The following is a 26658-nucleotide window of genomic DNA, read 5'->3' on the forward strand; positions in this document are numbered from 1 at the left end:
ATGACTGAGGCAAAAACCGGTTCTGACATCGAAGCATTGAGCTACGAGGAAGCCCGTGAACAGCTGGTGCAGGTGGTGGGCAGGCTCGAGGCGGGCGGTGCCAGCCTCGAGGAGTCGCTGGCGTTGTGGGAACGCGGTGAAGCCCTGGCCAAACGCTGTGAGGAGTGGCTGGAGGGGGCAAGAAAGCGGCTGGCGGCCGCACGCGACCAGCCGCTCTGACCAGACCCGGGACCATGCCGGCCCGAACTGTTCAGGACCTTTCGACCAGCTCGCGTTCGATGGGAACATCGAACTCGGCTTTGGGCCATTCCAGCCGCAGGTCAGACAATGCTCCGAGCACCAGCTGCTGCACGGCGATCCTGGCGTACCACTTCTTGTTGGCCGGAACCACGTGCCACGGGGCCGCTTCGGTATTCGTTGCCTCGAAGGCGGCCTGGTAGGCGTCCATGTAGTCGTTCCAGAACGCCCGCTCCTTGAGGTCCCCGCTGCTGTATTTCCAGTGCTTGGCCGGGTTGTCCAGGCGCGCGAGGAGCCGGGATTTCTGTTCATCCTTGCTGATGTTGAGCATCACCTTGACGATTTTGGTGCCGGCGTCGGTCTGGCGCGCCTCGAATTCGTTGATGGCCCGGTAGCGGCGCTTGATCTCTTCAGGCGTCGCCCAGTTGTGGACCCGGTGAATCAGGACGTCCTCATAGTGCGACCGGTCAAAGATGCCCACCATTCCGGCGGCCGGGACTTCCTTCTCTATCCGCCACAGGAAGTCATAGGATTTCTCCTGGTCTGTGGGTGCCTTGAAGGCCTTGAACTGCACTCCCTGCGGGTCCATGGCAGCAATGACATGGTTGACGATTCCGCCCTTGCCCGCCGTGTCCATGGCCTGCAGAATCAGCAGCAACCGTTTCTTTCCGCCGAAGCGTGACTCGGCGAACAGCTTTTCCTGGAATTCGGCCACTGCGCCGTCCAGCTCAGCCAGTATTGTCTGGCCGTCGGATTTGTTTCCCGGATACCCGGGTGTGGCGTCCGGATCCGCGGCGGCGAGGGAAAAGTCCTTTCCGATCCTCAGTGTGTCGGAAGGGTGCTGCTTGAACTCGACGACGCCGTCCATGACGGTCCTTTCCCAAGGTTCCACGTGCCTATGGACACGTGGAACCTAGGCTAGTTCCCTTTGTACCGGCTCAGGAAGTCCGCCATGCGGTTGATTGCCTCTTCGAGGTCCTTGACCAGGGGCAGGGTGACCATCCGGAAGTGGTCAGGGCGCACCCAGTTGAACGCCCGGCCGTGCGAGACCAGAATCTTTTGCTCCCGCAGCAAGTCCAGGACGAACTTTTCGTCGTCGCGGATGTGGAACACCTCGGGATCGAGTTTCGGGAAGAGGTACATGGCGCCCCGGGCCTGCTGTGTGCTGACACCGGGGATGGCGTTGAGCATGTCGTAGGCCTTGTTGCGCTGCTCGAGCAGACGGCCTCCCGGCAGGATGAGATCGTTGATGCTCTGGTAGCCGCCGAGCGCCGTCTGGATTGCGTGCTGGGCCGGGACGTTTGCGCACAACCGCATGTTTGCCAGCAGGCTGATGCCCTCTAGGTAGTCGGCTGCGTCCTTCTTGGGCCCCGAGATGCCCATCCACCCCGCCCGGTAGCCACAGACCCTGTAGGCCTTCGACAGTCCGCTGAAAGTGAGGCACAGGACGTCGTCACCGGTCAGGCCGGCCATGTTCACGTGCACAGCGTCTTCGTACAGGATCTTCTCGTAGATCTCGTCGGCAAAGATCACCAGGCCGTGCTTCTCGGCCAGTGCAACAATCTTCCGGAGCGTCTCTTCCGGGTACACAGCGCCCGTGGGGTTGTTCGGATTAATGACCACGATGCCCTTGGTCCGGGGCGTGATCTTGGCTTCAAGATCCTCCAGGTCCGGCTGCCAGCCGGATTCCTCATCGCACAGGTAGTGGACCGGCTTGCCGCCCGCGAGGGCCACCGACGCAGTCCACAGCGGGTAGTCGGGGGTCGGGATCAGCACTTCGTCGCCGTCGTTCAGCAGCGCCATGAGGGACATGGTGATGAGCTCGCTGACACCGTTGCCCAGATAGATATCGTCCACGTGGATGTTCTGGATACCGCGGGTCTGGTAGTACTGCGAGACGGCGGTACGCGCCGAAAAAATGCCGCGGGAGTCACTGTAGCCCTGGGCATGGGGCAGGTGGCGGATCATGTCCACCAGAATGGCGTCAGGCGCTTCAAATCCGAACGGGGCGGGGTTGCCGATGTTCAATTTGAGGATCCGGTGACCTTCCGCCTCCATCTGCTGGGCGGCCTGAAGAATTGGTCCACGGATGTCGTAAAGGACGTTGTTGAGCTTCGTGGACTGCCTGAATTCTGCCATCCATCAAATATGCCACAGGAAGGATGTACTTCCGTTGAGACGTGAGACACACGGACGACGGCGGCTGCCGCACCTGGCCGGGTGCGGCAGCCGCCGTCGTCTGCTGTTATGGGGCAGTCAGGTTCCTACTTGACGATGCCTTTTTCCTTCAGCCAGGACGCGGCAGCATCCTTGGCGTTCTGCTTCTGGCTGCCGCTCACGGCGCGGTTCAGGTTCACAAGGTCCTCCGTGGTCAGCATCCGGGAGACGTTGTTGAGCGCCTCTTTGGCCTTGTCCGTCATTTTCGCCGTGTTGTAAAGCGGCAGGACCTGCTGGGCCTTGAAGTTGTTCTTCGGGTCCTCCAGCACCACGAGATCGTTGTCCGCGATCGACGGGGTGGTGGTGTAGATGTCAGCCACCTGCACCTCGTCGGTGAGGAGGGCCTGCAGCGTCAGGTTGCCGCCGCCGTCGCTGAACGGCTTGAGGGCCTTGAGTTCACAACCGTAGTTCGCCTTAAGGCCCGGGAAACCATAGGCGCGGGTTTCGAACGTCGCCGGCGCCGCCATGGTGAGGTCCTTGCAGACCTTGGCGAGGTCCTCGATGGACTTCAGCTGGTACTTCTCCGCGGTGGCCTTGGTGACCACCATGGCATCCTTGGATTCGGCCTTCGACGCCTCCAGGACCGCCACGCCCTTGGGCAGTTTCCCCGGCAGGGCCTTGTAGATGTCATCGGCCGAGACCTCGGCGGCTTCCTTGTCCACGTGCGAGAGCAGATTCCCCGAGTAATCCGGAACAAGGTCGACCGACCCGTCCTGCACGGCCTTGAAGTAGATTTCGCGGGCACCGATGTTCGGCTTGGTTGTAGCCGTGACGCCGGCGGCCGTCAGGGCACCGGCATAGATTTCGGCAACAATCTGGCTCTCCGGGAAGTCGGCCGAGCCCACCACCAGCGAACCGCCGGCCGTGCCCCCGCCTCCCGCGCTGGTTGTGGCCGTTGACAGCGGATCGCTGCCGCCGCAGGCGGTCAGAGCCACGGCCAGGCCGACGCCGGCCGCCAGGCCGGCCAGTCCACGGCGGGTGAGGCTGTTGCGGACGTTTTCTTTCATGGGGTACCTCCTTGAACAGCAGCTGGCGCAGGCGCGGCAGCTGGGAGATCAGCGGCGGCCTGCTGGCCACCGCGGGAATCAGTTGATAAGCCAGGCGACAGAAGGACTCTTTGCACTCCGGCGAGGACGAGGTCAACAACAATGGCCAGTCCGGCGATGAGCACCGAACCGGACAGCATCCGGGGGAAGTCCTGGAGGACCAGGCCGTCGAACAGATAGCGGCCCAGCCCGCCCAGGGGAAGGTACGCCACAACTGACACGGTGGCAATCACCTGGAGCACCGCCGTCCGGATGCCACCGAACATCACCTGGAGCCCGTTGGGCAACTCCACCTGGAACAGGATCTGCAGTTCGGTCATCCCCATCGCGCGGGCAGCGTCCACCACTGTCCGGTCCACGCTGGAGATCCCGGCATATGTTCCAGCCAGGAGGGGCGGGACCGTGAGGATCACCAGCGCCCACACCGGCGGCATGAGACCGCTCCCTGCGAGTAAGGCAAAGAGGACCAGCAGGCCAAGGGTGGGCAGGGCCCGCAGTGCTCCCGCCACAGCAACGGCCACCACGCGTCCGCGTCCTGTGTGCCCGATGTATAACCCAACGGGTACCGCAATGGCAGCTGCAATGACGAGGACCAGGCCGCTGTATTGGAGGTGCTCCAGCAGCCGGGCCGGGATGCCGGAACTGCCGGTCCAATGGAGTGGATCGGCGATCCAGGAGAAGGTGTCAGCAAAGATATTGCTCATGGCCCGGCCGCTGCATGTATACGGGCATCAGCCACGTAGCCGGCAGCGAGAGGGGCTGCCGGACCGGATGCCTTGGCGGCCCGTGTCCACGGGGTCAGCAGCCTTTCGAGCAGCACCAGGACCCCGTCCATGACCAACGCGAGCACCAGGATGGCAACGATCCCCACCACCACTTCCGTGACGAAGTTGCGTTGCAGCCCGTCGGTGAACAGCATCCCGAGATTACCCACCCCGAGGAGGGCCGCGACGCTGACGAGGGAGATGTTGCTGACGGAAACCACCCGAAGTCCGGCGAACATCACCGGCAGCGACAGAGGCAGGTCGATATCGAAAAAGCGGCGCCACGGCTTGTAGCCCATGGCAACAGCCGCCTGGCGCAGGTCTTCGTCGACGGAGTCGAAGGCATCGAGCGCGGCACGCACCAGAAGGGCAACTGCGTAGATTGTCAGTGCGACGATGACGTTGACCGGGTCCAGGATGCGGGTACCCAGGAGTGGCGGAAGAATGATGAACAGCGCCAGCGACGGGATGGTGTAGAGCAGGGAACTTGCCGTCACCACCACCGACCGCAGTGCCGGATGAATCCGCGCCAGCTGTGCCAGCGGAAGGGAGATCAGCAGCCCCAGCACCATGGGAATAAGCGCCAGCACCAGATGCTGCCCGGCCCGTTCAAGGACCGTCGCGCTATTGGACAGGAACCAATCCATCAGAGGGCAGCCTGCCGTACCTGGCGGGCATCCTCAATGACGGCCAGGACTTCCTGGGACCTGACGGTGCCCAGAACCCGGCCGTCGCCGTCGATGGCCACGCCCTGGCCGGAAGGAGATGACAACGCTGCATCAAGTGCCCGCCGCAGGCTCTCGCCCGGGCGGAACAGCGAACCCCCGGGGATAACTTCAGTGTCTGTCCCGGGCCGGGCCCAGCCCAGCGGGCGCATGTCCGGATCCACCACCAGCTGCCAGCCGGTCAAAGCTGCCGGGTCCCCTGCGAACTGACCACCATCAAAAACCAGCGTGGGCACCGGGTGGATGGCCACGCCGTCGGAAGCGGTGAACCCCAGGTGGCGGAACCCGCGGTCCCGTCCAACAAAGGCTGCCACAAAGTCGTTGGCCGGGGCGCGAAGGATCTCTTCGGGAGTGGCGTACTGGGCCAGTTTGCCGCCCACCGCAAAAACGGCCACTTTGTCGCCCAGCACGGTGGCTTCATCAATATCATGGGTGACGAACACGATGGTTTTGGCAAGGTCCTTCTGCAGCCTCAGCAACTCCTGCTGCAGTTCGTCGCGCACTACCGGGTCCACGGCGCTGAACGGTTCATCCATCAGCAGTACAGGCGGATCGGCGGCGAGCGCCCGGGCAACGCCTACGCGCTGCTGCTGGCCGCCGGAGAGTTGGGCCGGATACCGCTTGCCCAGCGCCGATGCCAGCCCGACGACGTCGAGCAGTTCCTCGGCACGCCTGCGGGCTTCGGTTTTGGAAACGCCGTTGAGTCGCGGCACTGTGGCGATGTTGTCCAGCACGGAGCGGTGCGGCATCAGGCCCGAGGACTGCATCACGTACCCCATGGAACGCCGCAATTCCGCTGCGGGAACGTCCGTCACGTCCCGCCCGTCCACGGTGATGACGCCTGACGTCGGTTCCACCATCCGGTTGATCATCCGCAGCGAGGTGGTCTTTCCACAGCCGGAAGGCCCCACGAAGACAGTGATCGAACCCTTGTCAATGGACATCGTGAGCTGGTCCACGGCCGGAAGCCCGCCCTGGTACTGCTTGGTGACGCTCTGGAACTCAATCATGGCCTGGTCCATTCTGCGGACTTACCCGTTCTGTTGGATGGCATCGGACAGTGGGGAAAGCTGGTCATCAGCACACTGATATTTACGGTAACGCAATCCGTTCCCAGCGTAACCAGTACTGAAGGCAATCCGGGCAAGAGAAGCCCTACTGTGATCATTCGTCAGACAGGACCGTCCGGATGGGTCAGTTGGACTCTGGCCGGTCCGCCACAAGTTTCAGGACGCCAAAAACGGGATCCTGGTTCAGGACCCGGACATCGGTGATGCCGTCGGCCGCCAGGTATTTCCGGAAGGCCACCTGGAGCGGGACCACATTCATGCCCAGCCCGCTGCCCAGAATCACGGGTCCGTTGATTCCGAGGCGCCGGAGGGACTGCCCGGCCAGGGCTGCGAGGTCCTTGCCGGCCTGGTCGAGAAGCTGCTGGCTCCCCTCATGGCCGGCCGCGGCAGCGTCCACCACCAGTCGCGCCTGCTGGGCCCAGTACCGGCGGCCGGTCGCCGGGGAGTGGAAAAGCGCGATCAGCCGGTTCGGATGATCCACACCGCAGGAAGCCAGCAGCGCAGTGGTCAGTTCATCGACGGGGAGTCCCCGGTTCATCCGGCGCAGGCTGTGCCGGACTGCCTCCCGCCCCAGCCAGTATCCGCTGCCTTCGTCTCCGAGCAGGTACCCCCAGCCGCCGGCCCGGGCCTCTTCGCCCAGTGAATTCCTGCCCCAGGCAGCGGAGCCGGTTCCGGCAATCACGGCAACGCCGGTGGCCGCACCGCCGGCGGCGAGCAACAACCGGGAATCGTGGACCACCGTGATTTTGGCCCCCGGAACATGAGGTTCGATCAGCGCTGCGAGGGCGGCGGCGTCGTCGTCGGTATCGATGCCCCCGGCACCCGCGTAAACGTGGGACACCTGGCCTCCGCCGATCCGGGAGAACAGGTCCGCGAGGTTCAGTGCAGCCTCTTCGCGGCTGACGTTCTGGACATTCGAGCTGCCGGCCGACTGGTCAGCCACCGCAACCCCGTCCTCGAAACGAACGCCGCGGGTCTTCGTGCCGCCAATGTCCAGGCCGATGATGACGCCGGCCAGCGGGCCAGGCTCAGCTGCGGAAGGTGCGGTCTGGGGGTGCTCGGAGTCAGTCACCGATCCAGCCTACTGAACGGTGCACGAACGGTGGGAACATTTGGAAAGTCTAGGCTGGACCCATGCCTGAAGATCCCACGCCACCAGTCCGCCCCGCGCCCAGCCGGACGTCCTGGGACGGGCATCCCAAGGGCTCCGCCGCCTACGGCAAGATCCTGGCGGGGCTGGCTTTCGCCGGGGTGGCCACGTTTGCCCAGCTCTACTCCACCCAGGCCGTGCTGCCCATCATTGCCGCCGAACAGCACGTCAGTGCGGCAGAGGCTGCGCTGACCATTTCGCTGGCCACCGTGGGCCTGGCCATCACAGTGATCCCGTGGTCTTTCCTGGCCGACAGGATCGGCCGGGTCAGGGCCATGGCAATCGGCATCAGTGCCGCAACCGTCCTGGGCCTTCTGGTGCCGTTGGCCACCAGCTTCGGCATGCTGCTCGCCCTTCGGCTCCTGGAGGGCATGGCACTTGGCGGGATACCGGCGATCGCGATCGCCTACCTGAACGAGGAAGTGAACCGGGCCCACGCCGCGATGGCCGCCGGCAGTTACGTAGCCGGTACAACCCTGGGCGGCCTTGCCGGCCGGCTGGTGGCGGGGCCGGTCGGCGAACTGTGGGGCTGGCGGGCGGCCGCCCTCAGTGTGTCGCTGCTGGCAACGGTGGCCGCAGTACTCTTCCTTGTCCTGATACCCAGGGCAAAGGGGTTCACCGCCGCCCAGGCCGCCGGCCTTCGCGGGGCCTTGGCGACCCTCGGCGGGCATTTACGCAACGCCAGGCTGCTGGCCCTCTACATCCAGGCGTTCCTGATGATGGGCGGCTTTGTGGCGGTCTACAACTACCTCGGTTTCCGCCTGTCCGCCGAGCCATTCGCCTTGCCCGGCACTATTGTCAGCCTGATATTCCTCGCCTACCTCTCCGGGACGTTCTCTTCCCGCTGGGCCGGCGGGCTGACAGTGCGTTTCGGCCGTCGGAATATCCTGCTGGCGGGCATCGTGCTCATGATCGCGGGGCTGGCATTGACGCTGACCCAGATACTCGCCATGATTCTGGCCGGCCTCGTGGTGTTCACGGGTGGCTTCTTCGCGGCGCACAGCATCGGCGCAGGCTGGACGGGCAGCATTGCCACCACCGGGCGCGCCCAGGCATCCTCGCTCTACAACCTGGCGTATTACCTCGGCTCGAGTGTCATCGGCTGGGCGGGCGGCCTGGTGTTCCAGTCGCTGGGCTGGACGGCGCTGGCCCTGGCAATTATGGTCCTTGCCGCTGTCACGGCGGCTACAGTCGCCGTGGTCCACCCGGACCAGGACCCGGACCGGGCTCACTGAACTATCCGACACCGGAGTCCGGGGTTGACAGCAGTTTCTTCGAGGAAACCGGGCATTCGGGCGTGAGAGGCCGGCAACGGGAGTCTAGGATGAACTGAAAGACGTACGAGGAGATTCTGTGAGCAGCAACGCCAAAAACATCCGGCCGGGCAGCCACTTCGAACCGCTGGACGCCATTGATGAGCGGCTCCTCGCAGCGTTGGTGGATGACGCCCGGATCTCCAACAAGCAGTTGGCTGAACTGGTGGGCATCGCTCCGTCGACAGCGCTCATGCGCACCCGGGCATTATCCGAACGCGGCATCGTCCAGGGATTCGAGGCAAAACTCAGCCTCTCGGCCATAGGCCGCTCCGTCCAGGCGCTGGTCGCCGTCCGGCTGCGGGCCCATGACCGTGATCAGATTGACCGGTTTACGGCCCGCGTCCCGCACCTGCCCGCGGTCCTGTCCACCTTCCACACTTCCGGTTCCGTGGACTACCTGCTGCACATCGCTGTCGCCAGCACTGAGGATTTGAGGGACTGGGTGCTGGACAACCTGGCGACGGACCCCGTGGTGGGCCACACCGAAACCACCCTGGTCTTTGACCACATCCAGGGCAACCACGGTCCGCTGCCGGAATAAGAGCTACCGGGTGAGGCGCAAAGCCGTCCTGAGTGTCGCCGCCGAAAGCAGCAGGGCTGCCGCGCTGCACAGGGCCACGAAGCCGGTTACCGAGGCCTCCAGGCCGAACGCCGCAGTGGCCCAGCCCAGCCCGATCACCGGTACGGCGCTGCCCAGGTACGTGATGACGTAGACGGTGCTGACAATCTGGGCGTGCTGTGACGACTCCACCTTGGCGGCCACATCATTGAAAACCATCCTGAATGCGACGCCTTGGCCCAGACCCGCGCATACGCTGGCAACGGCCAGCAACGGCAGGCTGCTCCAGGCCGCCGCCACTGCCAGAAGCAGGACTGAGACTCCCAGCAGGGCGAGCCCGGCAGGGACTACAAAGCGGCCGCGGACAGAGAGCAGCTGACTCAGGGCCGACGCACCAAGCGTCATCCCCGCCAGGGCTCCGATCAGCGGGCGCGACTCCGTCTGGACTATCTGGGCGAAGTAGCCGGGGGCAAGAGAGAGGCAAAATCCAAACACGGCGAAGCTGAGGAACCCCACGGCGGCCGCCAGCCAGAAGGCACCCCTCGCCGAAGCAGAGACTGAAGGCCGGCGCGGAGCCAGGACCCGAAGAGGCCGCCCGTCGGCGGGCGGCTTGATGGCAGGGCGGGCCTGGAGCAGGTTCAGCGGAACCAGCAGTCCCGCCAGCACCAGTGAGTGCAGGTAATACGGGGCCGTGGTGGGCCCCGGCAGCATGGACAGCACGCCGCCGATAAACGGACCCGCGGCCACACCCCCCGACGTCGCCAACAGGGTGAACCGTGATGCCCACTCCGGGCGGGACGGCAGCAGTTCGCGCAGCGCAGCGGCACTGGCGCCGGTGGCCAGGGCAACGGCCACCCCCTGCAGTGCACGGCCGGCTGACAGCGACACGAGGCTGTCCGCCTGCGAAAATATCCAGCCGCCGGCCAGCCCGGCGATGACGGCAAGAATCAGCGCCGCCCGCCGGCCGATGTGGTCCGACCAGTGGCCGGCAAGCATCAGCGTGGCCACCAGTGCCAGGACATAACTGGCAAAGGCTGCCGTGACGCCGAGCGCGGAGAGTCCCAGGTTCGCCTGGAGCAGCGGATACAGGGGCGTGGCCAGGTTCGCCCCCACCAGCAGCGTGAAAATGACGGTGCCCGCCATCACCAGCCGTGCCGTGGTGGAGGCGTCCCAGCCCCGGCGCGCGGTGGCCGGACGCATGCGGAGCTCACTGAAGACTGTCATTGGCGCTGCCTTGGTGCTGATCGGGACGGAAGGTCCTTGTGGGAGCCGCCCCGGGATTGAACGTGGATACCTAAAGAATGATCCATAACTGCCTTATCGGGCTGCTGCTGGTGGCACAATTGAGCAAAATACTCAATCCTGAGCGCCATCCGAAACTGAAAGTGACAGTATGAATAATCTTGATCCCACTGACCTGAAGATCCTGCTGGAACTCATCCGGGATCCCCGTGTCCAGATCGGCGAGCTCAGCGAGCACCTGGGAATCGCGCGCAACACGGCGCAGTCCCGCGTCCGCCGCCTGCTCCGAACCGGGGTGCTGCAGGACGGCGGGCGCGAAGTTGATCTCGCCTCGGTGGGGTTCGACGTCGTCGCCTTCGTCACGATCGAGGTGACGCACCGCGAACTGGACGGGGTGGTAGGGGCCCTGCGGCTGCTCCCCCACGTCCTGGAGGTCCACGAAATTTCGGGCCGGGGCGACGTCTGGTGCCGCGTGGCCGCCACAGACACCCACAATCTGCAGTCAGCCCTCCGCCAGGTCCTGAGGATCAAGGGGGTCATCCGGACAGAAACAGTGCTGGCACTGCACACCCACATTCCTTACCGGACCGAGCCCCTGATAAGCCGTCTCGCGCAGGCCGGTGGCGGCACCGCAACACGGCCCCGGTAAAGTCCGGGGCGCTGCCGGGCACCATAAGGAGCCCGTTAGGATTCGAAGATGGACTGGCTTTCACACATTTCTCAAATCAACTGGCTGGCCGTCACGCTGGCCTTTGTTGCCAGCATGGCCATCGGCTTTGTCTGGTACATGCCCGCCGTACTGGGCAACCGGTGGATGGCCGCGATCGGAAAGACCCAGGAGGACCTCAAGGACATCGGCGGCGGTGCCGGAATCTGGGTGCCCATGATGGCTGCAGCCGCCCTGACTGCCGCCCTGCTGGCAGTCCTCATCAGCAAGCTGGGCCTGGACAATGCGGTGGCCGGTGGCTTGTTCGCGCTGGTAGTTGGATTGGTCTTCCGGGCCGGCGGACACGTCATCCACAACGGTTTCGCAGGCCGTCCCGCAGCCGTCACGCTGATCGACTCCGGCCACGATCTTCTGGCGATGACGGTGTCCGGCGCCATCATCGGGGCGATGTCCTGACGTGACGATCATCGATAATGCCGTCTATGTGGACGGCGTCCGCACCGCGGAACCGCAGAACCTGGAACAGACCTTCGAAACCCTTGCCCACCACGGCGGCATGGCCTGGATTGGACTGTACCGGCCCACGCACGCGGAAATGGCCGCCGTCGCTAACGAATTTGGGCTTCATAACCTGGCAGTCGAGGACGCCATTTCGGCGCACCAGCGCCCCAAGCTTGAGCGTTACGAAGAGCATCTTTTCACGGTGCTCCGCCCGGCGCGCTATCTGGATGCCACCGAGACCGTGGAGTTCGGCGAGCTGCACATCTTCACCGGCAGGAACTTCGTCATCACTATCCGGCATGCGGAAATGTCCGGTGTTGGGAGGGTCCGGCGCCGCCTCGAGGACCGCCCGGAGCTGCTCAGGAACGGTCCGGAAGCCGTGCTGTACGCCCTGCTGGACCTTGTGGTGGACGACTATGCCCCGGTGGTGGCCGGACTCGAGAACGATATCGACGAAATCGAGGACCAGCTGTTCAGCGGCGATACGACCGTGTCCCGCCGCATTTATGAACTCGCCCGCGAAGTCATCCAGTTCCAGCGCGCCATCCATCCGCTGCCCGAGATGATGCAGCAGCTCAGGAGGGGCTTTGAGAAGTACGGCGTGAACTCCGGGCTGCAGCACAACCTGCGCGACGTTGAGGACCACGTGGAGCGGGTGATTTCGCGCGCGGATTCGTTCCGGGACCTGCTGCAGAACGCCCTGACGCTTGACGGCACCCTGACCGCCAACCGGCAGAATGAGGCCAGCGCCGAACAGAACGAACAGGTCAAGAAGATCTCCTCCTGGGCTGCGATCTTCTTTGCCCCCTCGTTCGTGGCCGGGGTGTACGGCATGAACTTCGACCATATGCCCGAACTTCACTGGGTTCTGGGCTACCCCATGGCAATCGCGCTGATGGCAGCCACGGCAGCTGTGATGCACGCCATCTTCCGTAGGAAGGACTGGCTGTAGGGCAGCGCCAGTGGGCCGTCGTCAGGCGACCAGCAGCTCCACATTGCCGCGGGCGGAATCTTCAGGGGTGAATACGAGCCGGCGGTTGGCGATCTTGTCTGTGAAGAAGCGGTCGTGGCTCACCACTACCACCGCACCCGGGAAATGCAGCAGTGCGCGTTCCATGACCTGGGTGCTGGAGAGGTCGAGGTGGTTGGTTGGCTCATCCAGCAGGAGAACCGAGGCGCCCGAGAGCAGGCACTGCGCCATGGCAACGCGGGAGCGCTGGCCACCGGAGAGGTTGCCGATCCGCTGCTTGAGATCAGCCTCGGAGAACTGGAACATCGACAGGAACCTGTTGACCGATTTCTTCGTCGCCGTCAGTGCCAGGCTGTCCGGCATCGCATTGACCGCATGGGTGACCGTGTCGTCGTCGTCCAGTTCTTCAAGGACCTGGTTGTAGGAGACCATCCGCGCTCCCTTCGCCCAGGCAACAGTGCCGGAGTCGGCCGGTTCCTCACCCGTGAGGGCACGGAGCAGCGTGGTCTTGCCGCTGCCGTTGGCACCGATGACCGCGATCCTGTTGCCTCTGCCGATCTCAAAGCTGAGTCCGCTGAACAGCGTCCTGCCGCCGTAGGCCTTGGTAAGTGCGTCCACCCGGCACAGGACATCCTTGACGTACAGACCGCCGTAGATCTCGGTGATGATCTGGTCCACCGGCCGGGGCGCCCGGGATTTCTTGATTTTGGCCAGCTGGTTGGCCAGTCCCTTGCCGGCCGCTTTGGCGGCCTCGCGGCGGTCAGAGATGCCCTCGGCCTCGAAGGCGAGCAACTCCGATTCGTGCACAAACTGGCTCTCAAGGCTCTTGAGCCTGAACGGCTTCGCCACCACGTACTCGGCGAAGTTTCCGGGGTATTCATGGAGGTGGAAGTTCTCCACCTCCATGACCCGGGTGACGACGGCGTCCAGGAACTTCCGGTCGTGCGAAACGATGATCGCAGCGCCCTTGAAAGTCCGGAACCAGCCTTCGAGCCATTCGACACCGGCCACGTCAAGGTAGTTCGTGGGCTCATCAAGCAGCAGGACGTCCGGGGCTTCGAGGAGGATCTTCGCCAGGGCCGCCCGGTTCCGCCAGCCGCCCGAGAGTTCGTCAAATGCGCAGGTGCGGTGGTGGCCGCTGAATCCCAGGGTGGTCAGGACCTTGTCGATGGTGCGCGGGTAGTCCCAGCCGTCGAGCCTGTCCATGGCTTCGAAGAGCTCGGACTGGCGGTGGATCAGCTCATCCAGGCGGGTTGCGTTGGCGGAATCGGCTGCTATCTCTTCATCGATCCCGGCCAGTTCGGCTTCGATCTCCTGGACGTGGGCGAACAGCTCTGTCAGGACCTCGGAGATGCTGGATGCGCCGTTCAGCTCTGAAAACTGGGAGAAGTAGGCGGTCTTGGTCCCGAGCTCCACGGCCACGGTCCCGGTGTCAGGAACCACCCTGCCCTGGATCAGTTCGAGGATGGTCGACTTGCCCGACCCGTTTTTCCCGATCAGGCCCACCCGGTCTCCGGCTTCCAGCTTGAAGAAAGCTTCACGGAGCACCTGTGTTTTGTCGAAGCTCACGTTGACGTCATTCAGCCGGATCAAACTCATTGATACTGTCCAATCCAGTGGTAACGCTTGAGGAGGTGGCGGGAAGTGAAGGGAGGGTGGCGGCCGACACCTCCGCCCAGGAGTCAAGTCAGTGGAGCTAAGGGGATTCGAACCCCTGACCTCTTCGATGCGAACGAAGCGCTCTACCAACTGAGCTATAGCCCCGGAACAGTCCGCATTTCCGAAGACTGCGGCACCGGTGTCCTTAGGCTACAAATTTTCCCGGCGCATTGCCAATCAGGCGCGGCGGCGCTGCAGGACGTCGTCGAGGTTGCTCAGCGCACTCTGGGCCTTGGTGAGGGGCTTGGCCGGAGCAGCCTCAGGAGCCGCACCGGGGGTGCCCTGCTTCAGGGACGGCTTGCCGGCTGCCTTCGGAGCCTCGGGAAGGTCAAGGGGAGCAGGAGCCGGACGCTCGGCCTTTGCGGCCTCTACATAGACGGGCTTGGGCACGTCCACAGGTTCCCAGGTAGTGTCAGCGGGCACCGTGTGGGGTGCGGCCGTGGCGCTTGTGTCTCCGGCTGCGACTGCCACGGCAAGAGCAGCGGCGCGGAGCTCTACGGCCGTTAACGGCTTCGGAGCGGGCTGGTGCTCCTCGGCGTCGAACAGCCGGCTCTCCCGCTGTACCGCAGCCGGGCTCTGGACGGTTGCGGCTGGCGTCGCGGGACCCTGACGGCGCTGCGGAGCACTCATGGCCGCACGAAATGCGGCATTCACCTTGGCCTTGCGGTCCCGGACAGCCAAGAACCGCAGGAGGACCAGCGCTGAAACTGTTATTCCGACACAGGAGAGCGGCAGCATCGCTGAACCGATTCCAAAGATCAGGAGAAGGCCGGAAACGAATGCAGTCAACAGTGCAGCGACGGCGACGAGCGCAATGCCTGTTCTGCCGTAGCGGATCCGGAACTCACCCGGCTTCGCATCGCCGGACGGTTCCGTAGCCGTTTCGGGGCTCTTCCTGATCTCCATGGCGTTCTCCTGCTGGGCGGTGACGTTGAGTACCATCCCGGCTCGCGGGTCCGATTCAAAGGCTGGCACTTCCGCCATGTACTCGGCAGCGGCCTGGACCGGGTGCCGGCGGTTACGAAGGATGTACGGTGCGACCCACACGATCCAGAGCACGACGGCAACCACAAGGATCACTGAGCTGCTTAGGGGGAAGTCCACACTCAAAACCGTATGAGCATTACGTCGGCCGCTCCCGCATTAGCCGCGGTGTGTCGCCAGTAACGTGGTAAATGAATGGAGATATGTCCGCAGCGGCCCCGCGGCCTCAGGTCCGGGACGCGAGCCACCGGGTTAGCAGGCCCTCCGGAACTTCCTCCGCCGTCAGGGCAAACGTCCGGTGGTCGGCCCACTCTCCGTTGATGTGCAGATAACGCGGCCGATATCCCTCGTCGCGGAAGCCCAGCTTCTCCACAACCCGCAGGCTGGGGCCGTTTTCGGGACGGATGTTGATCTCCATCCGGTGGAGACCGAGGGCCTGGAAGCAATGGTCCGTTGCCATCGCTACGGCCGTTGGCGCGATGCCATGACCTGCCCGTTCCCGGTCAACCCAGTAACCCAGCGTTGCCATCATGGCCGAGCCCCAAACAATCGAGGACACTGTCAGTTGGCCCACGATGACCGGCGCGGACGCCGACGGCGTACGTTCTGTGATGAGGAAGGGCAGGGCAGTCCCCTGGGCCGCCTGTGCCTTCAGGGACCGCACCATCTGCCGATAATCCGGCAGGCCTCCGCCGGGTATCGGGTTCGACGCCTCCCAGGGCGCCAGCCACTCGTTGTTGCGCGCCCGCACCTGCGTCCATTCCTTTTTGTCCCGGTACCGGATGGGACGCAGCACCAGGTCGCCGCACTCCAGCTTGACCGGCCAGATGGGTCCGGGACGCACGGCAGTTACTTAGTCAGGCCGGCGGTGAAGCCAGGCAGCCATTCCCGCAGTCCGGGGCCGAGGTCATCGCTGTCAATGGCGAGCTGGACGCAGGCCTTGAGGTAGCTGAGTTTGTCACCGGTATCGTACCGGCGACCACGGAAGACCACACCGTAGACGCCGTGGCCTTCACCGTCGCCGGCCGCGAGTTCCTGCAGTGCGTCGGTCAGCTGGATCTCTCCGCCGCGGCCCGGGCCGGTCCGTTCCAAGACATCGAAAACGGCCGGGTGCAGCACATAGCGGCCAATGACCGCAAGGTTTGAAGGCGCCTCATCCACCTCGGGCTTTTCTACCAGCTTGTTGATCCGGACGTAATCTTCTCCGTCAATCTGCTCGACGTCGGCACAGCCATAGGCACTGATCTGGGAAGGCTCCACCTCGATCAGGGCCACCACGGATCCACCGGTCTTGGCCTGGACTTCGATCATCGTGCTCAGAAGTTCGTCCCGGGCGTCAATCAGGTCGTCACCGAGGAGCACTGCAAAAGGTTCCTCGCCGACGTGCTGCCTGGCGCGGAGTACCGCATGGCCGAGGCCGTGGGGATCGCCCTGGCGAACGTAGTGGATATCGCCGAGGTTGCTGGCTGCCTGGATGGACTCGAGCTTTGCCGTGTCGCCCTTGGCGGACAGGGTGTCCTCCAGCGAGGGAACGCGGTCGAAGTGGTCCTCAAGGGCGCGCTTGTTGCGGCCTGTGATCATCAGGATGTCGTTCAGGCCGACTTTGACGGCCTCTTCGACGACGTACTGGATAGCAGGCTTGTCCACCACCGGAAGCATTTCCTTGGGCATCGCCTTCGTCGCGGGCAGGAACCTGGTGCCAAGTCCGGCGGCAGGAATAACGGCCTTGCGTACTGTCTGCTGAGTGGTAGTCACTGGACTAATCTAGCGTCAGGGGCCATTCATTCAGTAATTAGGAGCGGCATGTCCGAGGGCAGCAGCGAAACCAAGGAAGCCATCCGCGCACGCCATCGCGAGCGCCGTGCCGCTGCGGACCCGGGCCGGCGTGACGAAGCAGGCAATGCCCTCGCCGTCCACGGTTCTGCGTGGGCGGAAACGCTGACGGGGGGAACGCCGTCGACGTTCTGCGCTTACCTGGGCGTCGTCCCCGAACCGCCAACGCTGCCATTGCTGCAGGCGCTCCACCAGCAGGGCCACAGCGTTTTGCTCCCGGTCTGCGAGCCCGGAAGACGACTGAGTTGGGCGAACTGGACCCCCGCCGTCGAGTTTGTCCGCAGCCGTTTCGCCCCGGTCCTGGAACCCGCCGGGCCGCGCCTTGACCTTGAGGTCATGGCGACCGTGTCCGCGCTCTTCATTCCCGCAACGGCAGTGGACCGAAGCGGAAACCGGATCGGCCAGGGCGGCGGCTACTACGACGTCCTGCTGGCCGCCCTGGCCGCTGAAGGCCTGGAGATCCCGGTGGCAGCCATAGTCTTCGATTCCGAACTCCTGCCGCCCGGAAGCATCCCTGCCGAGGCCTTTGACCGGCGGGTTCCGGCTGCCCTGACCCCGTCAGGCTTTGTTCCGCTGGCTGCCCGCTCCTGACAGGGTGGTTGCCGTCGGGAAGCGCCCCTGACCGGGATGCTAGAATTAGCAGTCAGGCCCTGCGACTGCTAATGATCGGTTGATTCCGCTCCAGGCAGCACGGGACCTCTCGTTTGTCCAAGAGGAGGAGCACCAGTGCCCACGTATGCGTACGCCTGCAAGGATTGCGGCCATGCCTTCGATATTTTCCAGTCCTTCACGGACAGCACCCTGACGTCCTGCCCTGAGTGCCAGGGAGCCCTGCGCAAGAAGTTCAACAGCGTGGGCGTTGTGTTCAAGGGCTCCGGTTTCTACCGCACCGATTCCCGGGACGCCAAGGGAAGCACCGTTTCTGCCGCACCGGCCGCGCCCGCAGCTGCACCGGCACCCGCCGCCGCTGCCGCGAGCTGAAGGCCTGCGTGCCGGCTCTTCACTGAGCAGCGTCCGACGCCGGCAGCCCTGTTGTCCACATAGGAACCTTTGCGCCTGTTGGGCTTAGTTCCGCCTGCGTAGCGTGGTTTCCATGCCCGCTACCCTCTTCCATCGAAGCCGCGGATCAGCCGCGCCCGGTCGACAGCCCAGGCGCCCGCTGCCATCGATCCGCACAGGCCGCCGTAGCGGCCACCGGCTGTCGTCCTGGCTCAGCCGGAACCGGCGTCTTGCGATTGCTCTCCTGCTTTGCCTTGCCGCCGGAATAACAGTCCACCAGCTCACTCCCCCGCCCGCGGACACCGAGACCGTCCTCGCCGCGGCGCGGGACCTTCCCGCAGGCACGGCTCTGGCGGCCGCCGATCTGGTGGCAACGCCGATCCCCCAGCGGCTGATCACCGCCGGTTCCCTGGCCGACAGCAGCGAGGCGGCCGGCAAGCAGCTGGCAGCCCCGTTGCGGAAGGGCCAACTGCTGGCCGACTCCCAGCTGCTGGGGCCAGGCCTCCTGGCCGGCACTCCCCCGGGCTCCGCCGCCGTGCCCCTGCGGATGGCGGACCCGTCCTCGATCCAGCTGGTATCCCCGGGGCAGCTGGTGAACGTGGTGCTGACCGGTTCCCATGGTTACGACCAACAATCCCCGCCTGAGGTGCTGGCCTCCGCCATTCCGGTCCTATGGACATCGGGCCATGGCGGCAAAACGGGGGAATGGCTCGGTACCGGTGAGACGGAAGGGCTGATTGTTGTGGCGGCATCGCCGGAGCAGTCCGCCCGCCTTGCGGGCGCCTCAACCCAGGGAAAGCTGTTCTTCGTGCTGGTGGGGCCCTAGGGTGCGGCCGCGGACCCTCCGGCCGGCCGCCGCTCAACAGGGCTGTCGCTCAGCCCCAATGCGGCGGCTTGTTTTCCTTCAACCACTCATCGTGATCATCGTCCGGGGCATCGCCCCAGCGCCTCGGGTCATCTTCGGCAGCCTTGTTAGGCAGGATGCCGGCGGCGCCCGCTTGCTGCTGACCCGGCGCTGCCTCCTGCTCAAGGTCCTCAGGCTCCTGCTCCTGATCCGGCTGACCGGCGTTCTGCGGGTTCACAACAACCGCCTCCTTGCTCTCCGGGCTTCCGGCCCGGTACTCGTTCCTGTTCTTGGCCGCCTGGCTTTCCGTGTCTTCGGGTCCGGTGGTCCCCAGCGCAAGGGAGTCCACGTCCTCGTCGAAGAAACCGGCTGCTGCCGTCCGGCCCGGCAGCAAAACGTTCTCAAGTCCCAGGTAGGCGCCTATCCTGTCGGCGCAGGCGGACGGGTCCGTGAAGACTTCGATGGTCCACAGCGGCATATACCGCCAGCCCAGCCGTTCCAGGAGTTGCGGGCGGAGCCGGCTCCGCTCGCGGACGCTCATGGTCCGGTACTCCTCTGTGCCATCCGATTCGATCGCCACCGGCCGTGGGATCTCGGCATCGTCCTGGCCCATGGTGCTCAGCGGGTCTGCTGCGGCAACCACATCGATAACGCCGTCGTACTGGTGCCAAACGCGTGCACCCCGGGCGCGCAGCCGGTCGCCCAGGTCCGCAACAAGCGGGTCTGCGCCGAGTGCCTGCTCACTGGCCGCTGCCCGGGAGGCCGGCGTTCCGAGGTCGGTCTTGCCCGCAATCTCACGGTTCAGGAGCTCATAGAAATCGACGGCGCCGTGAGCGAGTCGGGTGTGATCCAGGTCTTCCGGCTGGAAGCAGGTCAGAACGTGGAGGGAGCGCCGGGCCCGCGTCATGGCCAGCGCAAATTTCTCCCGCCCACCCTCGGCAGAGAGCGGGCCGAAGTTGTGCAGCGCACGGCCGTGCGGGGTACGTCCGAAGCCGGGCGAAAAGATGACGTGGTCCCGGACCAGGCCCTGGGCCCGTTCGAGGTCAACCACCCGGAACGACTCAGGTCCTGCGCTGAAGAAACTGGCCAGGTTCGGGTGGTTCGGCAGCTGAAGCCGGATGGCCTCACCGATCCGGGCAGCGTGACGCAGGCTGGCCGTGACCACGGCCAGCGAGGTGCGGGAATGCGTCCGCGCGTGCTCGAAGACCAGCTGCACAACCTTGTTGACCTCCGCCACCACGGATTCGACGCCTTCATGGTCAGCGCTGGGCAGGCCTGTCCCGTCGGGCAGGTATTCCACCAGCAGGGCACGGTCCAGACCCGTTGCCGACTGCCCCTCCGGGAGACGGCGAAGGCCGCCGTCGTAATGGTTCTTGCTGAGCTGCAGGACCAGGTCCTCGTCCACGGCCCGGTAGACAAAGTTGAGCCGCCAGACGGGCAGCACGGAAGCAAGTGCCGAGAAGGCGCTCTCGACGCGCTGGTGGGCCGTTTCTCCGGCCGCCAGGCGCTCCACGCCTACCGTGAAGGTCCGGGGGCTGGCAATCTTGGCGTCACCGAAAGCGATGACCTGTTTTGCGCGGGCGATGGAGGGCAGCACAGCCTGCAGGGAGGTAGCCTCGGCATCCAGGATGACCACTGCATCGAAGCGCTGTTCCGCCGGCAGGAGCCCTGTCATGAGATAAGGGCTCACGGACCAGACGGGAACGAGCTTGGTCACAAGCTCCGGGGCCTGGGCAGTCAGCGCGGCGAGGGTGACCCTGCCGTCCTTGAGCAGGCTCCGCAGCAGCTGGGCCTGGCGCGGGTGTTCGGCCAGGGCGGCCTGCCACCGCCCGGCGAGGTCCCAGCGGAGGCGTGCCGCGCCGCTGGCGATGTGGGCGTTGTCAGCGAGCCGGTATTCGGCCTCCAGCTGCCGGAGGGCGTCGCCGTCGGACATGGCCAGGTAGTCGTCGCCGCTGATCATGGCTTCCAGTGCCGACTGCCACCAGGCAAGCTCCAGTTCAGCGGCCACGGACTCGGCGGGAACCTCGCGGTCGGCAAGATCGGCCAGGAGTTCGCCCAGCCCGTGTTCACGCATGTTCTCCACCAGGAGCGTGCGCTCGGGGAGGGTCTTCAGTGTGTGGGTGTCTGCCACAAGCCGCTCAAGCCGCTCCATGAGGTCCTCATAGCGGGCAGTGGCCAGCGATCCTCCGGCCGCCGTATGCCGGAGCGCGTCACCCAGCTGGCTCAGCTCCCCGTCCAGCGAACGGTACATCGCGTTCATTTCGGCCAGGCCCGAGGGAACGGCAGGGTGGCGCTGGGAAGTGGCGTAGCCGGACCAGAGGGCGCGCTGCTCCTGGACGAGCACCAGGGAGCTGTGGAGGTCGGCGATGTGCACGCCCGGGCGGACATACTCCTTGGCTACCCTGCGAAGCCGGGAGCGCTGCATGGAAGCCATGTCGACGTTCCGCTCACGGCGCCAGGCGGAGGATGCAGTGGCCGAAATGAGATCGTGGACAGGCCTGTCGAAGATATCGGGAGTGAACTTGTCCAGGCTTTCGCGGACGGCCATCAGGAGTTCAAGCTGCTCGCCCCATTCGGCGAAGGAAGTCCCCAGGCGGATCTCCGCGTGTTCGGCCACGCTGTTCATCTTCTCGCGCAGGGCCGGCAGGTTCTTCGCGACCGAGCGGGACAGCTCCTGCGCCTCTTCGGTCTCCTTCCGGGTCAGCAGCCGGGCCCCGTGCCACGGGCTGGTGGTGGACGCCCGGCTGAAGCTGCCAAGCTCGGCGGCCCGCTTGAGCCGGCCCGCGAGTTCGTTGCGGTCACGGATGCTGTCCAGGACACTCCGCTTGAGCCTTACCGTGGTGGCGGGCGCGGGGTGGATGGAGGTCAGCTCAGCCAGTGACTGCATGGCCTGGTAGGGCGAGCATCCCCAACGCTGGCGCACGTTGTGCAGCGACGCCACGTGGTCCATAAGGGCGTGCCGGTGCTCGGTAAGGGTCTTGTGCAGGTTCCCCAGCTGCGGTTCGAGGGATTTCTCGTTCCGCACGATGGCCCGCACCAGCTGGGCCTTGAGCTGTTGCGGTGTCGCGGTGCCGGAGAGCTGGAACAGGATGGATTCCAGGCCAAGCGATTCGAGTTGCGCGGAAACCTCGTTCAGGCTGGCCCGGCGGTCACCGACTACCAGTACCGACCGTCCCGCGTCCACTAAGGCACCGATGGTGTTGATGGCGGTCTGCGTCTGCCCCGTGCCCGGCGGGCTGCTGACCACCAGCGACTCACCGGCACCCGCGGCATCGATGACATACTGCTGGTCCGGGTCAGCGTCGAGCAGAAGGAGTTCATCAGCCGGGTGGCGCTTGTCCACGCCGGGGAAACGGGAAGCGTCCGGCTCGTCCACGTCAAGGACTTCCCCGTTTCCGCTCCTGGCCAGCGCAGCCACCAGCGGGTTGGACTCGTTGATCCAGGGATCATCCAGGTTGCCGGAGAGATCGGCGAAAGTGGACACCAGCAGGTTGTGCTGGGCTTCGGCGCCGTGGATGGGCCTGATGAGGGTGGCGAGCCTGTCCAGGACAGGCTGGGGATCGAAGCGCGCCGTGCTATAGGCCAAGCGGGTGACGGCGTTGACGTCAAAGACAATGCCGTGCACGTTCTTCAGGTGGCGGACCAGGGCAGGGTTGATGTGGGCCTGCTCAGTGAGCTGCAGTTCGTAGTCGTCTTCGCCCGGCCGGACGGTCAGCGAGATGGCGGTGAGCATGACCGGGGAGGAAACCCGCTGGGGCTTGCCGCCCACCGCGGAGGTCCACACCACCGTGCCTGCAGAGAGGTACCCGGCGTCAATGCCCCGGTCATTCGACAGTTCGAAGATCTTCGAGCGGATGTTCCGCGATGCCCGGGCGGCGACCACATACTGCTGGTGGTCGCGGATCAGGGTGGACAGCCGGGTGCGGCGGCCCGCCATCAGCTGGGCCAGACCCGACGGGTGCGCGTGGGTCAGGTCGATGGAACCTTCGGGGGTCTTGGTGAATCGAAGCATGGTGTCTGCCCCGGTGACGGGTTTGAGCCCGGACAGCCACTTTCCAAATTCCTCAGAACCCTCCGGGTGGCCTTGACCAACTGACACTACTGCCTTCTTTTCTGCGCTTGCGCGTGACGCCCTGGACCATACCGGCATGCTTTCGAGAGTAGCCGCAAAGACGCCCGGATGAGCGACCGCAACACTGGTGCGCGGTAAATAGGGGGATTCAAAGGATAAAAAACAGTGGCCGGTCTCCGCTGACGGAAACCGGCCACTCACGCTGCTATTCCCACTCGATGGTGCCCGGCGGCTTGCTGGTCACGTCCAGCACAACCCTGTTGACGCCGTCCACCTCGTTGGTGATGCGGTTGGAGATCCGGGCCAGCAGATCGTAAGGGAGCCTGGACCAGTCCGCTGTCATGGCGTCCTCGGAGGATACGGGACGGAGCACGATCGGGTGCCCGTACGTACGCCCGTCGCCCTGGACCCCGACGCTCCGGACATCGGCCAGCAGGACCACCGGCATCTGCCAGACCTCGTTGTCCAGTCCGGCTGCAGTCAGCTCGGCGCGGGCAATGGCATCGGCCTTCCGGAGCAGGTCAAGGCGTTCCTGGGTGATGTCACCAACGATCCGGATTCCCAGGCCGGGGCCCGGGAACGGCTGGCGTCCGACAATTTCCTGCGGCAGGCCAAGCTGTGCGCCCACGGCCCGGACCTCGTCCTTGAACAGTGCACGCAGGGGTTCCACCAGCTCGAACTGCAGGTCCTCGGGCAGGCCGCCCACGTTGTGGTGGCTCTTGATGTTTGCCGCACCTTCGCCGCCGCCGGATTCGACCACGTCCGGGTACAGGGTGCCCTGGACCAGGAACTTAATCTTCTCGCCGTGGGCCGCAGCCTCAGCGATGATGGCGAGTTCTGCCTCTTCGAACGCGCGGATGAACTCGCGGCCGATGATCTTGCGCTTGGTTTCGGGATCGCTGACACCGGCCAGGGCAGACAGAAAGCGTTCCTGCTCGTTTGCCACATAGAGTTTGACGCCGGTGGCGGCCACGAAGTCGCGTTCCACCTGCTCGGCTTCGCCTTCGCGGAGCAGGCCGTGGTCAACGAACACACAGGTCAGCTGGTCACCAACGGCCCGCTGGACCAAAGCCGCGGCAACAGCGGAGTCAACGCCGCCGGAGAGGCCGCAAATAACGCGGGCATCACCGATCTGCTTGCGGATCCGGTCAACCTGCTCCTCGAGGATGTTCCCCGTGGTCCAGTTGGGCTCCAGCTTGGCGCCCTTGAACAGGAAGTTCTCCAGCACCTGCTGACCGTACGCGGAGTGCTTGACCTCCGGGTGCCACTGCACGCCGTAGAGGGACTTCTCTTCGTTGGCGAAGGCGGCCACTTCCGCGCCGGCCGTTGTTGCGAGCACTTCGAAGCCTTCGGGGGCCTCGTGCACTGAGTCGCCGTGGCTCATCCAGGTGTTCTGCGCCTGCGGCATTCCTTCAAGCACCGAGCGGCCTTCGCCGAGGATGGTGGTCCGGGTGGAGCCGTACTCGCGCAGGCCGGTCTTGTCGACCTTCCCGCCCAGAGCGTTGGCCATCGCCTGGAAGCCGTAGCAGATGCCGAAGACCGGGACGCCGGCTTCGAACAGGTCGGCTCCGACGGACGGGGCGCCGTCAGCGTAGACGCTGGCAGGACCGCCGGAAAGGATGATGGCAGCGGGGTTCTTGGCCAGGAGTTGCTCGGTGGAGTAGGTATGCGGAACCACTTCCGAATACACATTCGCTTCCCGGACGCGGCGGGCAATCAGCTGCGCGTACTGGGCACCGTAGTCAACAACCAGCACCGGCTTCTGGGAAGTCTGGGATGCAGTGGGAGTAGTCACCGTACTAGCCTACTTGGCTGCACAGCGAGGCCGCACATTCCGGACCGCCCCTGTGACGGAGCAGACTCGGCTTCCCTCAGTACCGCTGGGCAGCCTGCGGGTGGGCAGCGAGTTCAGCTTCGACCTCGGCGTGGAACTTCTTCTCCACGATGAACGACAGGAAGGGCACAACGCCGCCCAGTGCCAGCAGGATGAGCTTCAGGAACGGCCACCGCATCAGGGTCCACAGCCGGAAGTTGGAGATCAGGTAAACCACGTACATCCAGCCGTGGACAATCAGCACGCCCACCGAGATGTTGGCGCCGCCGATCACACCCGGCGGCTCGGCGTCGCCGAACCCCAGGCCGAACGGCTGGCCGGTGACGGCGTTGGTTCCGCCGGCGAACAGGTACTGGCCGAAACCATAACGGGCAACCAGCTCTGCGCACAGCAGCAGCAGCATGCCACCGGTGAGGTAGGCCATCACCTTGTAGAACTTGAGGGCCGAGCGGATCTGCGGCTCTGTGCCGCCGAAGCGGCGCTTCTTGGGTTTACCCTGCGCAGGACCGGGCTGGATGGCCGGTTTCGGTTCGATCATGGCGTTACCTTTTGTTGGGACGGTTCAGAAGTTGATTGGTGCGGATGCGGCTGGTGGCGGGCTTCGTCGTCGAGTTCTTCTTCCAGGTCCCGCCGGTAGTCATCCTTCACCAGCCGCCACCAGATGAACAGTGCGAAGCCGGCGAAGACCACCCACTCCAGCGAGTAGAAGAGGTTGAGCCAGTTGACCTGCTGGGCCGGCGGCTGGGGTCCGACTTCCAGCGGCAACAGGACCCCGGGGACCGCAGCCGCACTCACGTCGGAGCCGTCCACCAGTTCGGCGGTTGCAGCTACGAAGCCCGGGTAGCTGCTGACGTCCCAGTAGTTGATGAGTTCGGCGACCGATACGGCGGTGGCGAGCCCAGGTTCCGGTGAGGTCCCCGGCAGCGGCGACTCCGAGGGCAGCAGCCGTCCGGTGAGTTTCACTGCGCCCGACGGCGGTGCGCCGGCGTCGGCGGGATCGGCCACCCAGCCGCGGGCCACCGGGATCCAGGTCTGGGCGGTAGCGGCTACGCCGCTGAGCGCCGGCGCTCCGGTCACGGCGAAGGCGGAAACCACCCAGTAGCCGCTTTTGCCGTTCTTCAGCCGGTCCGGAACCAGAACCTGCCTGGCGGGATCGTAGGATCCCTCCGCGGTGACCATCTGGTCGGCCACCGAACCCGGGAAGAACGCGCCCGGCTGGAGAGTATCCGTGAGTGCCTTGGCCTGCTCGGTGGCCGGGTTGGCCGGGAGTTCGGGTTGCGTGGACCGCCCGAACTGCCACTGGCTGAGCAGGACAAACACCCCGGAGATGAGGATCGCGAAGACCAGGCCTGCGATCCATCGGGGCTTAAGGGCTGTTTTCCACACGTCTTAACCGTACTTCGTTCCGCTGTAGAACAACTAAACGCAGGGTGCCGAGAGCAGCACCCAGGGCGCCGTTAATGGTCGAAGAACACCAGGCTGGAGTTAATGAGCTCAGCGATGACTTCGGCATCGTAAGCGCGCCGCAGCGACTCCCGGAAGGACTCCTTGGACAGCGAGCGGGCCAGCGTGGCGAGCACTTCCAGGTGGTCGGAAAACGAGCTTGCAGGGGTGGCGATCAGGAGAATGACGGTGGCCGGGCCGTCGGTGGCCCCAAAATCCAGTGCGTGCCCGTACTTGGTGATCCCCACCGCGATGGAGGTCCTTGAGACGAATTCGCTGCGGGCGTGGGGCAGGCCGATGCCTCCCGGCAGGCCGGTGGCAAGCTGGTGCTCGCGCGCGTTGACGTGCGCCAGGAATCCGGGCAGGTCCGTGACCCGGCCGGCGGCGTAGAGACGTTCTGCGAGCTGCCTGGCAGCGTCCGCCTTGTCCGATGCCTCCAGTTCCAGGATCACCATCTCGGGGGTGGTGAGTTCGGCATCGTACCGGTCAAGTGGTTCCGCCAAGGCGAGTCCCTTCAGTCAGGAGA

26 protein-coding genes and 1 tRNA gene are annotated in these 26658 nt (G+C 65.0%); 9 read left to right on the forward strand and 18 right to left on the reverse strand.

The features are described 5' to 3' along the window. A complete protein-coding gene (locus ABIA70_RS03045; protein WP_354146115.1) occupies positions 1-219 on the forward strand; it encodes an exodeoxyribonuclease VII small subunit in 219 nt (72 codons plus the stop codon). A gap of 31 nt (positions 220-250) precedes the next feature. Here ABIA70_RS03045 and ABIA70_RS03050 read toward each other — a convergent pair whose 3' ends face one another. The 7 genes from ABIA70_RS03050 to ABIA70_RS03080 form a co-directional block, all read right to left on the reverse strand. Further along, positions 251-1105 (reverse strand): PPK2 family polyphosphate kinase, encoded by an 855-nt coding sequence (locus ABIA70_RS03050; RefSeq protein ID WP_354146116.1) that lies wholly within the window; start codon positions 1103-1105, stop codon positions 251-253. 50 nt (positions 1106-1155) lie between these two features. Continuing rightward, positions 1156-2376: a pyridoxal phosphate-dependent aminotransferase gene (locus ABIA70_RS03055; protein WP_354146117.1), complete on the reverse strand. Its 1221-nt coding sequence runs from the start codon at positions 2374-2376 to the stop codon at positions 1156-1158. A 125-nt stretch (positions 2377-2501) separates the two neighbouring features. Next, positions 2502-3461 (reverse strand): ABC transporter substrate-binding protein, encoded by a 960-nt coding sequence (locus ABIA70_RS03060; protein WP_354146118.1) that lies wholly within the window; start codon positions 3459-3461, stop codon positions 2502-2504. Next, positions 3458-4204, reverse strand: coding sequence for an ABC transporter permease (locus tag ABIA70_RS03065; protein ID WP_354146119.1), 747 nt, complete (start codon positions 4202-4204; stop codon positions 3458-3460). Before ABIA70_RS03065 ends, ABIA70_RS03060 begins: the two co-directional genes overlap by 4 nt. Then, entirely contained in the window at positions 4201-4911 is a 711-nt protein-coding gene (locus ABIA70_RS03070; RefSeq protein ID WP_354146120.1) for an ABC transporter permease, read from the reverse strand. Before ABIA70_RS03070 ends, ABIA70_RS03065 begins: the two co-directional genes overlap by 4 nt. Beyond that, positions 4911-6011, reverse strand: a complete 1101-nt coding sequence (locus ABIA70_RS03075; RefSeq protein WP_354146121.1) for an ABC transporter ATP-binding protein — start codon at positions 6009-6011, stop codon at positions 4911-4913. Before ABIA70_RS03075 ends, ABIA70_RS03070 begins: the two co-directional genes overlap by 1 nt. 172 nt (positions 6012-6183) lie before the next feature. Next, a complete protein-coding gene (locus tag ABIA70_RS03080; protein ID WP_354146122.1) occupies positions 6184-7131 on the reverse strand; it encodes an N-acetylglucosamine kinase in 948 nt (315 codons plus the stop codon). Between the two features lie 62 nt (positions 7132-7193). On the opposite strand from ABIA70_RS03080, the gene ABIA70_RS03085 reads away from it, so the two are divergent. Together ABIA70_RS03085 and ABIA70_RS03090 are read left to right on the forward strand one after the other, a co-directional pair. Further along, entirely contained in the window at positions 7194-8444 is a 1251-nt protein-coding gene (locus tag ABIA70_RS03085; protein ID WP_354146123.1) for an MFS transporter, read from the forward strand. A 118-nt stretch (positions 8445-8562) separates the two neighbouring features. After that, positions 8563-9066, forward strand: coding sequence for an Lrp/AsnC family transcriptional regulator (locus tag ABIA70_RS03090; RefSeq protein WP_354146124.1), 504 nt, complete (start codon positions 8563-8565; stop codon positions 9064-9066). Positions 9067-9069: 3 nt separating this feature from the next. Here ABIA70_RS03090 and ABIA70_RS03095 read toward each other — a convergent pair whose 3' ends face one another. Then, positions 9070-10308 carry an MFS transporter gene (locus ABIA70_RS03095; protein WP_354146125.1) on the reverse strand — a complete coding sequence of 413 codons (1239 nt, stop codon included), beginning with the start codon at positions 10306-10308 and terminating at the stop codon, positions 9070-9072. Positions 10309-10477: 169 nt separating this feature from the next. On the opposite strand from ABIA70_RS03095, the gene ABIA70_RS03100 reads away from it, so the two are divergent. From ABIA70_RS03100 to corA, 3 genes are read left to right on the forward strand one after another with little or no spacing between them, the layout of a single operon-like run. Continuing rightward, positions 10478-10975 (forward strand): Lrp/AsnC family transcriptional regulator, encoded by a 498-nt coding sequence (locus ABIA70_RS03100; protein WP_354146126.1) that lies wholly within the window; start codon positions 10478-10480, stop codon positions 10973-10975. Positions 10976-11023: 48 nt separating this feature from the next. Continuing rightward, entirely contained in the window at positions 11024-11449 is a 426-nt protein-coding gene (locus tag ABIA70_RS03105; RefSeq protein ID WP_354146127.1) for a DUF1761 domain-containing protein, read from the forward strand. Between the two features lies 1 nt (position 11450). Next, the gene (corA, locus tag ABIA70_RS03110; RefSeq protein ID WP_354146128.1) at positions 11451-12446 is read left to right on the forward strand and encodes a magnesium/cobalt transporter CorA; all 996 of its coding nucleotides are present in this window, start codon (positions 11451-11453) and stop codon (positions 12444-12446) included. Positions 12447-12467: 21 nt separating this feature from the next. On the opposite strand, the gene ABIA70_RS03115 is transcribed toward corA, so the two are convergent. The 5 genes from ABIA70_RS03115 to galU all read right to left on the reverse strand — a co-directional run bounded on the left by ABIA70_RS03115 (position 12468) and on the right by galU (position 16862). Beyond that, positions 12468-14063, reverse strand: a complete 1596-nt coding sequence (locus tag ABIA70_RS03115; protein ID WP_354146129.1) for an ABC-F family ATP-binding cassette domain-containing protein — start codon at positions 14061-14063, stop codon at positions 12468-12470. 92 nt (positions 14064-14155) lie between these two features. Next, positions 14156-14228 (reverse strand) — tRNA-Ala (locus ABIA70_RS03120). Between the two features lie 72 nt (positions 14229-14300). Then, complete coding sequence (locus tag ABIA70_RS03125; RefSeq protein WP_354146130.1) at positions 14301-15227, reverse strand: hypothetical protein; 927 nt, start codon at positions 15225-15227, stop codon at positions 14301-14303. A gap of 106 nt (positions 15228-15333) precedes the next feature. Next, entirely contained in the window at positions 15334-15951 is a 618-nt protein-coding gene (locus ABIA70_RS03130; protein WP_354146131.1) for a GNAT family N-acetyltransferase, read from the reverse strand. 5 nt (positions 15952-15956) lie between these two features. Then, the gene (gene galU / locus ABIA70_RS03135; protein WP_354146132.1) at positions 15957-16862 is read right to left on the reverse strand and encodes a UTP--glucose-1-phosphate uridylyltransferase GalU; all 906 of its coding nucleotides are present in this window, start codon (positions 16860-16862) and stop codon (positions 15957-15959) included. 48 nt (positions 16863-16910) lie between these two features. Between galU and ABIA70_RS03140 the strand changes: the two genes are divergently transcribed. The 3 genes from ABIA70_RS03140 (at position 16911) to cpaB (ending at position 18765) form a co-directional block, all read left to right on the forward strand. After that, positions 16911-17531: a 5-formyltetrahydrofolate cyclo-ligase gene (locus ABIA70_RS03140; RefSeq protein ID WP_354146133.1), complete on the forward strand. Its 621-nt coding sequence runs from the start codon at positions 16911-16913 to the stop codon at positions 17529-17531. 135 nt (positions 17532-17666) lie between these two features. Further along, positions 17667-17921: an FmdB family zinc ribbon protein gene (locus tag ABIA70_RS03145; RefSeq protein WP_354146134.1), complete on the forward strand. Its 255-nt coding sequence runs from the start codon at positions 17667-17669 to the stop codon at positions 17919-17921. Between the two features lie 112 nt (positions 17922-18033). Then, positions 18034-18765, forward strand: coding sequence for a Flp pilus assembly protein CpaB (gene cpaB / locus ABIA70_RS03150; RefSeq protein ID WP_354146135.1), 732 nt, complete (start codon positions 18034-18036; stop codon positions 18763-18765). 49 nt (positions 18766-18814) lie between these two features. On the opposite strand, the gene ABIA70_RS03155 is transcribed toward cpaB, so the two are convergent. The 5 genes from ABIA70_RS03155 to ABIA70_RS03175 form a co-directional block, all read right to left on the reverse strand. Then, positions 18815-22933, reverse strand: a complete 4119-nt coding sequence (locus tag ABIA70_RS03155; RefSeq protein WP_354146136.1) for an AAA family ATPase — start codon at positions 22931-22933, stop codon at positions 18815-18817. Between the two features lie 127 nt (positions 22934-23060). Continuing rightward, positions 23061-24650 carry a glutamine-hydrolyzing GMP synthase gene (gene guaA, locus ABIA70_RS03160; RefSeq protein ID WP_354146137.1) on the reverse strand — a complete coding sequence of 530 codons (1590 nt, stop codon included), beginning with the start codon at positions 24648-24650 and terminating at the stop codon, positions 23061-23063. A gap of 76 nt (positions 24651-24726) precedes the next feature. Further along, positions 24727-25227, reverse strand: coding sequence for a DUF3817 domain-containing protein (locus ABIA70_RS03165; protein ID WP_354146138.1), 501 nt, complete (start codon positions 25225-25227; stop codon positions 24727-24729). After that, on the reverse strand, positions 25224-26075 hold the full coding sequence (locus ABIA70_RS03170) for an SURF1 family protein (RefSeq protein ID WP_354146139.1): 852 nt from the start codon (positions 26073-26075) through the stop codon (positions 25224-25226). The genes ABIA70_RS03165 and ABIA70_RS03170 overlap by 4 nt, the downstream gene beginning before the upstream one ends. 71 nt (positions 26076-26146) lie before the next feature. Continuing rightward, positions 26147-26635 carry a PTS sugar transporter subunit IIA gene (locus ABIA70_RS03175; protein ID WP_354146140.1) on the reverse strand — a complete coding sequence of 163 codons (489 nt, stop codon included), beginning with the start codon at positions 26633-26635 and terminating at the stop codon, positions 26147-26149. Positions 26636-26658: the final 23 nt, after the last annotated feature.

This window comes from Arthrobacter sp. 754 (assembly GCF_040548695.1).
Lineage (GTDB): Bacteria > Actinomycetota > Actinomycetes > Actinomycetales > Micrococcaceae > Arthrobacter.

Bases quoted from the DNA above. Each gene is read 5' to 3' on its own strand.
- ABIA70_RS03045 (WP_354146115.1), top strand. From the start codon at position 1: ATGACTGAGGCAAAAACCGGTTCTGACATCGAAGCATTGAGCTACGAG.
- ABIA70_RS03050 (WP_354146116.1), bottom strand. From the start codon at position 1,105: ATGGACGGCGTCGTCGAGTTCAAGCAGCACCCTTCCGACACACTGAGG.
- ABIA70_RS03055 (WP_354146117.1), bottom strand. From the start codon at position 2,376: ATGGCAGAATTCAGGCAGTCCACGAAGCTCAACAACGTCCTTTACGAC.
- ABIA70_RS03060 (WP_354146118.1), bottom strand. From the start codon at position 3,461: ATGAAAGAAAACGTCCGCAACAGCCTCACCCGCCGTGGACTGGCCGGC.
- ABIA70_RS03065 (WP_354146119.1), bottom strand. From the start codon at position 4,204: ATGAGCAATATCTTTGCTGACACCTTCTCCTGGATCGCCGATCCACTC.
- ABIA70_RS03070 (WP_354146120.1), bottom strand. From the start codon at position 4,911: ATGGATTGGTTCCTGTCCAATAGCGCGACGGTCCTTGAACGGGCCGGG.
- ABIA70_RS03075 (WP_354146121.1), bottom strand. From the start codon at position 6,011: ATGGACCAGGCCATGATTGAGTTCCAGAGCGTCACCAAGCAGTACCAG.
- ABIA70_RS03085 (WP_354146123.1), top strand. From the start codon at position 7,194: ATGCCTGAAGATCCCACGCCACCAGTCCGCCCCGCGCCCAGCCGGACG.
- ABIA70_RS03095 (WP_354146125.1), bottom strand. From the start codon at position 10,308: ATGACAGTCTTCAGTGAGCTCCGCATGCGTCCGGCCACCGCGCGCCGG.
- ABIA70_RS03100 (WP_354146126.1), top strand. From the start codon at position 10,478: ATGAATAATCTTGATCCCACTGACCTGAAGATCCTGCTGGAACTCATC.
- ABIA70_RS03105 (WP_354146127.1), top strand. From the start codon at position 11,024: ATGGACTGGCTTTCACACATTTCTCAAATCAACTGGCTGGCCGTCACG.
- ABIA70_RS03115 (WP_354146129.1), bottom strand. From the start codon at position 14,063: ATGAGTTTGATCCGGCTGAATGACGTCAACGTGAGCTTCGACAAAACA.
- ABIA70_RS03140 (WP_354146133.1), top strand. From the start codon at position 16,911: ATGTCCGAGGGCAGCAGCGAAACCAAGGAAGCCATCCGCGCACGCCAT.
- cpaB (WP_354146135.1), top strand. From the start codon at position 18,034: ATGCCCGCTACCCTCTTCCATCGAAGCCGCGGATCAGCCGCGCCCGGT.
- ABIA70_RS03155 (WP_354146136.1), bottom strand. From the start codon at position 22,933: ATGCCGGTATGGTCCAGGGCGTCACGCGCAAGCGCAGAAAAGAAGGCA.
- ABIA70_RS03165 (WP_354146138.1), bottom strand. From the start codon at position 25,227: ATGATCGAACCGAAACCGGCCATCCAGCCCGGTCCTGCGCAGGGTAAA.